This window comes from Actinomadura geliboluensis (assembly GCF_005889745.1).
GTDB classification, from domain to species: domain Bacteria; phylum Actinomycetota; class Actinomycetes; order Streptosporangiales; family Streptosporangiaceae; genus Spirillospora; species Spirillospora geliboluensis.
This window is the reverse complement of the sequence record NZ_VCKZ01000553.1, coordinates 1-5,099: the sequence shown is the minus strand read 5'-3', so window position 1 is coordinate 5,099 and position 5,099 is coordinate 1. Positions and strand designations below refer to the sequence as shown.

The window sequence follows — 5,099 nt, the reverse complement described above, 5'->3', positions numbered from 1 at the left end:
CGGTCCGGTCCACGCTGTGGTCGCTGATCCTGCTGGTCGTCCTCGACCTCGGTTTCACCGCGCTGCTGGTCGGCCTCACCATCGCCCAGTGGGACAACGCGAGCCCGACCGACCAGGCGCAGATCGCCGCCGACCCGGTCAGCTTCATCCTCGGCAGCGGCTTCTTCCTCAGCCAGCTGGCGATCTGCGTGCTCGGCGTGCTGGTGGTCGCCTCCGAGTACTCCACCGGCATGATCCGCGCCAGCCTGCTCGCGGTGCCGCGGCGGCTGCCGATGCTGTGGGCCAAGGCGACCGTGTTCGCGGTCGTCGTGCTCGTCCTCGGCGTCGCGGTGTCGTTCGGGTCGTTCTTCATCGGCTCGGCGATCAGCGGCGACAAGATCGAGGTCTCCCTCGGCGACGACGGCGTGCTGCGCGCCGTCATCGGCGGCGGCCTGTACCTGGCGATGCTCGGGCTGTTCGCGCTCGCCGTCGGCGCGATCGTGCGGCACACCGCCGGCGGCATCACCGGCGTCATCGGGTTCGTGCTGGTGCTGGCGCCGCTGGCGATGCTGCTGCCCGGCAGCGTCGGCGACCACATCCACGCCTACCTGCCGTCGGAGGCGGGCGCGCTGATCGCCAAGGCCCACCAGGGCCCCGACGACATCCTGTCGCCCTGGCAGGGGTACGGCGTCTTCGCCCTGTGGACGGCCGCGCTCCTCGCCGTCGCCGCGTACCTGCTCAAGCGCCGCGACGCCTGACCGCGGCCCGCGCCGCCGATCTCGGCCGCCGGCCTTCCGCCCCACCGGGCGCGGGAGGCCGGCGGTTTTTTCATGCCCGCGAGCTGGACTGTTGCAGGGTGCAACGATTCGGGTCTACTGTGTTGGGCAGTTGCTTAAAGCGAGTGACCAAGAAGCGGGGGAGCGATGGCGGACGGCGAGGTGCCGACCCGGATCCGGCTGCTGGAGGCGGCCGTCGCGGTGATGGCCGAGGGCGGCTGGGCCGCGGTGACGTCGCGGGTCGTGGCCGACCGGGCGCAGGCCAACAACGCGCTCGTGCACTACTACTTCGGGTCCGTGGACGCCCTGCGGCGGGCCGCGGTCATGCACGCGGTCGAGAAGGAGCTGGAGGGCCCGGTCGAGGCGATCCTGCGCGCCGGGGACGCCCTCGCCGGGGTCGCCGACGCGGTCCGCGAGCTGGTGGCGCGCGGCCCCGGCACCGCCGGGCAGCGGGTGATGGTCGAGGCGATGCTGCACGGCATCCGCGACGCGGAGCTGCGCGCCGAGACCGAGCGGCAGATCCGGATGTTCCGCGACCTGCTCGCCGCCCGGCTCGCCGAGAACCAGGCGGCCGGGACGCTGCGCGCCGACGCCGACCCGCGCGGCCTCGCCGTGGTGATCGCGGCCCTGCTGGACGGGCTGCTCATGCACGTGCTGATCGACCCCGAGACCGAGGCCGGCGACGCGGCGGCCGGGCTGCTGGCCCTGCTGCGCGCGCCCGGCACCGAGCCGGGCTCCGCGTCCGGCACCGCGCCGGGCCCCGCGTCCGGCACCGAGCCGGACCCCGCGCCCCATCGCGCGGCCGGGCGCGCCGACGAAGACGGAGGAGACGAGGATGACGCGACACGCCAGTGAGCCGGCACCCGCCCGCGGGGCCGGGACCGCGCGGGCGGACGCCCCGCCGGCGGTCCTGCTGCGCGGCGCCGGCAAGACCTACGGGACGGGCCACGCCGCCGTCCACGCGCTGCGCGAGGCGGACTTGGAGGTGAAGCAGGGCGAGTTCGCCGTGCTGCTCGGCCCGTCCGGGTCCGGCAAGACGACCCTGCTCAACCTGATCGGCGGGATCGAGCCCGCCACCGCGGGCGAGGTCGTCGCCGGCGGCCGCGACATCTCCCGCCTCGGCGAGGACGGCCGCACCGCCTACCGGCGCGACACCGTCGGGTTCGTGTTCCAGTTCTTCAACCTCGTCCCGTCGCTGACCGCGCTGGAGAACGTCCGGCTGGTCGCCGAGCTGACCGGCCGCGGCGACCGCGAGCGCGCCGAGGCCGCGCTCGCCGCCGTCGGGCTCGCCGAGCGCGCCGGGCACTTCCCCGCGCAGCTGTCGGGCGGCGAGCAGCAGCGCGTCGCGATCGCCCGCGCCATCGCCAAGGACCCCGCGCTGCTGCTGTGCGACGAGCCCACCGGCGCCCTCGACCTGGAGACCGGGCGCGGCGTCCTGCGCGTCCTGAAGGACCTCAACGCCGAGGGCAGGACCGTCCTCGTCGTCACCCACAACGCCGCGATCGCCGCGATCGCGCACCGCGTGGTGCGGATGCGCTCCGGCCGCATCGTCGAGGTCACCGCCAACGACGCGCCCGCCGGCGCCGACGAGGTGACGTGGTGAGCGTCCTCAACACCAAGCTCCGCCGCGACCTGCGGCGCCGCCCCGCGCAGCTGGTGTCGGTGGTGGTGCTGGTCATGCTCGGTGTCGCGCTGTTCGGCGCGTCCTACGACGCCTACAAGAACCTGGACGCCGGATACCAGCAGAACTTCCGCGACTACCGGTTCGCCGACCTCACCCTGTCGGGCGGCGACGCCGCCGCGATCGCCGGGGAGGCGGCGGCCCGGCCCGGTGTGGCGGCCGCCGCCGCCCGCACCGTCGCCGACGTGCCGCTGCGCATGCCCGGCGGGGACACCCTCGTCGGCCGCGTCGTCGGGCTGCCCGCCGGGTCCCAGCCCGAGGTGAACCGGGTGAAGGTCCTCACCGGCGCCTACCTCGACCCCGCCGCGCCCGACAGCGTCCTCGCCGAGCGGCACATCGCCGACCACGCGCACCTCAAGCCCGGCGACGAGGTGTCGGTGTGGGACGGCCGCGCGTGGCGGACGGTGCGCGTGCGCGGCACCGCGTCCTCGCCCGAGTACCTGTGGCCCGCCGCCAGCCGCCAGGACGTGCTGCCCGCGCCCGGCTCGTTCGGGGTGCTGTTCGTCCCCGAGCCGCTCGCCCGCAGCATCGCCGGCGCCGCCGCGCCCAACCAGGTGGCCGTGTACTACACCGCCGCGGGCCGCGACCGGGCCGCCGAGCTGGACGCGGCCCTGACCGCCGCCGCCCGCGGGCACGGCGCCGGCGCCGCGATCACCCGCGCCGAGCAGCCCTCCAACGCGACCCTCGCCGAGGACATCAAGGGGTTCTCCGAGCTGGCGGTGATGTTCCCGCTGCTGTTCCTCGCCGCGGCCGGCGTCGCCGTGTACGTGGTGCTGACCCGCCGCGTCGCCCGCGACCGCGTCGTCATCGGCACGCTGCGCGCCGGCGGGTTCCGCCGCCGCACCCTCGTCGGGCACTACCTGGCGACCGGCGTCGCGGTCGGCGCCGCCGGGTCCGTCCTCGGCGTCGGCGCCGGGCTGCTGCTCGCCGGGACGGTCACGCGGCTGTACGGGGACGCGATCGGGCTGCCGGAGACGCTGGTGTCGGTGCGCGCCACCACCGTCCTCGCCGGGCTCGCGTTCGGGATCGTCGCGGGCGCCCTCGCCGCCCTCGCGCCCGCCGTGTCGGCCGCCCGCGTCCCGCCGGCCGAGGCGATGCGCGGCACCGTCCCCCGCACCGGGGGAGCGGGGCTCCTCGCCCGGCTGGAGCGGGCGCTGCCGTTCGCCGGGCGGCTGCCCGCCGGGGCGTGGCTGGTGCTGCGGGGCCCCGCCCGCCAGTTCCGCCGCACCCTCTACACCATGGCCGGCGTCGTCCTCGCCCTCGTGCTGATCCTGGTGTCGTGGGGGATGCTCGACTCCTCCCAGGCCACCGTGTCCCGCCAGTTCGACCGGATCCAGCGGCAGGACGCCGAGCTCACCCTCGGCCGCCCCCTCGACGGCGGCGGCCTCGCCGCGATCGCCGGGACGCGGGGCGTCCGCGCCGCCGAGCCCGCCGCGCACCTGCCCGTCACGATCACCGCCGGGGACGCCGGGTACTCCACCACCGTCGTCGGCCTCCCCGAGACGACGACGATGCACCGCTTCCTCACCCCCGGCGGCGGTGAGCGGGCGCTGGCCGGGCGGGGCGCGCTGATCGGCGCCGCGCTGCGCGGCAAGCTCGGCGTGGACACGGGAGACCGGATCGGGCTGCGCCTGCCCGGCGGCCGCACCGTCACCACCACCGTCGCCGGGTTCGTGGACGAGCCGCTCGGCACCTACGCCTACGCCTCCCTCGACCAGGTCGCCGCGTGGGACCCCGGCGCCCGGCCCGACACCGTCCTCGTGACGTTCGACCCCGGCGCCGACCGCGCCGCCGTCGAGCACGCCCTGGCCGCCCGGCCCGGCGTCGTCGCCTACACCGACGCGCAGGCGCTGAAGAAGACCATGGACCAGTACATGAACCTGTTCTACGTGTTCGTCGCGGTCATGCTCGCGTTCGGCGGGCTGCTGGCCTTCACCGTGCTGTTCGCCACCCTGTCGGTCAACCTCGCCGAACGCGGCACCGAACTGGCCACCCTGCGCGCCGCCGGCGTCGGGCGGCGCCGCCTCGCCCGGCTCGTCACCGCCGAGAACCTCCTCGTGGTCGCCGCCGGCGCGGTCCCCGGCCTGGTCCTCGGGCGGCTCGCGACCGGCGCGTTCCTCGGCGCGTTCAACAGCGACCTGATGTCCTTCCACGCCGAGATCAAGCCCGCGACGTTCGCCTGGTCGGCGCTGGCCGTGCTCGCCGTCGCCTGGCTCGCGCAGCTCCCCGGCCTGCGCGGCCTCTCCCGGATGAACCTCGCCGCCCTCGTCCGCGAACGGACCGGGTGACCCCGGCCGACGCGGGCGCCGCGGCGCCCGCGTCGGCGTCTTGATCGGCTTGCGGCGGGTAGGGGAGGGCCATGCTGACCGACCCCTCGGCGCGGCTGGCCGCCCTGCCCAAGGCCCTGCGCGACTACGCCCTCATCGCCGACGGCGAGCGCGGGATCCTCGTCGGCCCGCACGGCGAGCACGCCTGGCTGTGCTTCCCCCGCTGGGACTCCGAGCCCGCCTTCGCCGGCCTGCTCGGCGGGCCGGGCGGCTACGACGTCCGGCCGGTGTGCGACCGGTTCGTGTGGGGCGGCTACTACGAGGACCGCGGCCTCATCTGGCACAGCCGCTGGGTGACCGGGGAGGGCGCGATCGTCGAGTGCCGCGAGGCGCTGG

General features: G+C 76.1%; 5 protein-coding genes. All 5 read left to right on the top strand.

The genetic code is table 11. The features are described from left to right. On the top strand, positions 1–737 hold a 737-nt coding region (locus ETD96_RS45470), incomplete at its 5' end, for an ABC transporter permease (RefSeq protein WP_171069487.1). 165 nt (positions 738–902) lie between these two features. Beyond that, positions 903–1,610: a TetR/AcrR family transcriptional regulator gene (locus ETD96_RS41095; RefSeq protein ID WP_138641888.1), complete on the top strand. Its 708-nt coding sequence runs from the start codon at positions 903–905 to the stop codon at positions 1,608–1,610. After that, the gene (locus ETD96_RS41090) at positions 1,591–2,358 is read left to right on the top strand and encodes an ABC transporter ATP-binding protein (protein WP_138641887.1); all 768 of its coding nucleotides are present in this window, start codon (positions 1,591–1,593) and stop codon (positions 2,356–2,358) included. The genes ETD96_RS41095 and ETD96_RS41090 overlap by 20 nt, the downstream gene beginning before the upstream one ends. Further along, complete coding sequence (locus ETD96_RS41085) at positions 2,355–4,724, top strand: ABC transporter permease (protein WP_138641886.1); 2,370 nt, start codon at positions 2,355–2,357, stop codon at positions 4,722–4,724. Before ETD96_RS41090 ends, ETD96_RS41085 begins: the two co-directional genes overlap by 4 nt. Before the next feature lie 71 nt (positions 4,725–4,795). Continuing rightward, on the top strand, positions 4,796–5,099 hold a 304-nt coding region (locus tag ETD96_RS45465), incomplete at its 3' end, for a trehalase-like domain-containing protein (protein WP_240808587.1).

What these genes read in the sequence shown, in the direction of transcription:
- ETD96_RS41095 (WP_138641888.1), top strand. Translation starts at nt 903, where the DNA reads ATGGCGGACGGCGAGGTGCCGACCCGGATCCGGCTGCTGGAGGCGGCC.
- ETD96_RS41090 (WP_138641887.1), top strand. Translation starts at nt 1,591, where the DNA reads ATGACGCGACACGCCAGTGAGCCGGCACCCGCCCGCGGGGCCGGGACC.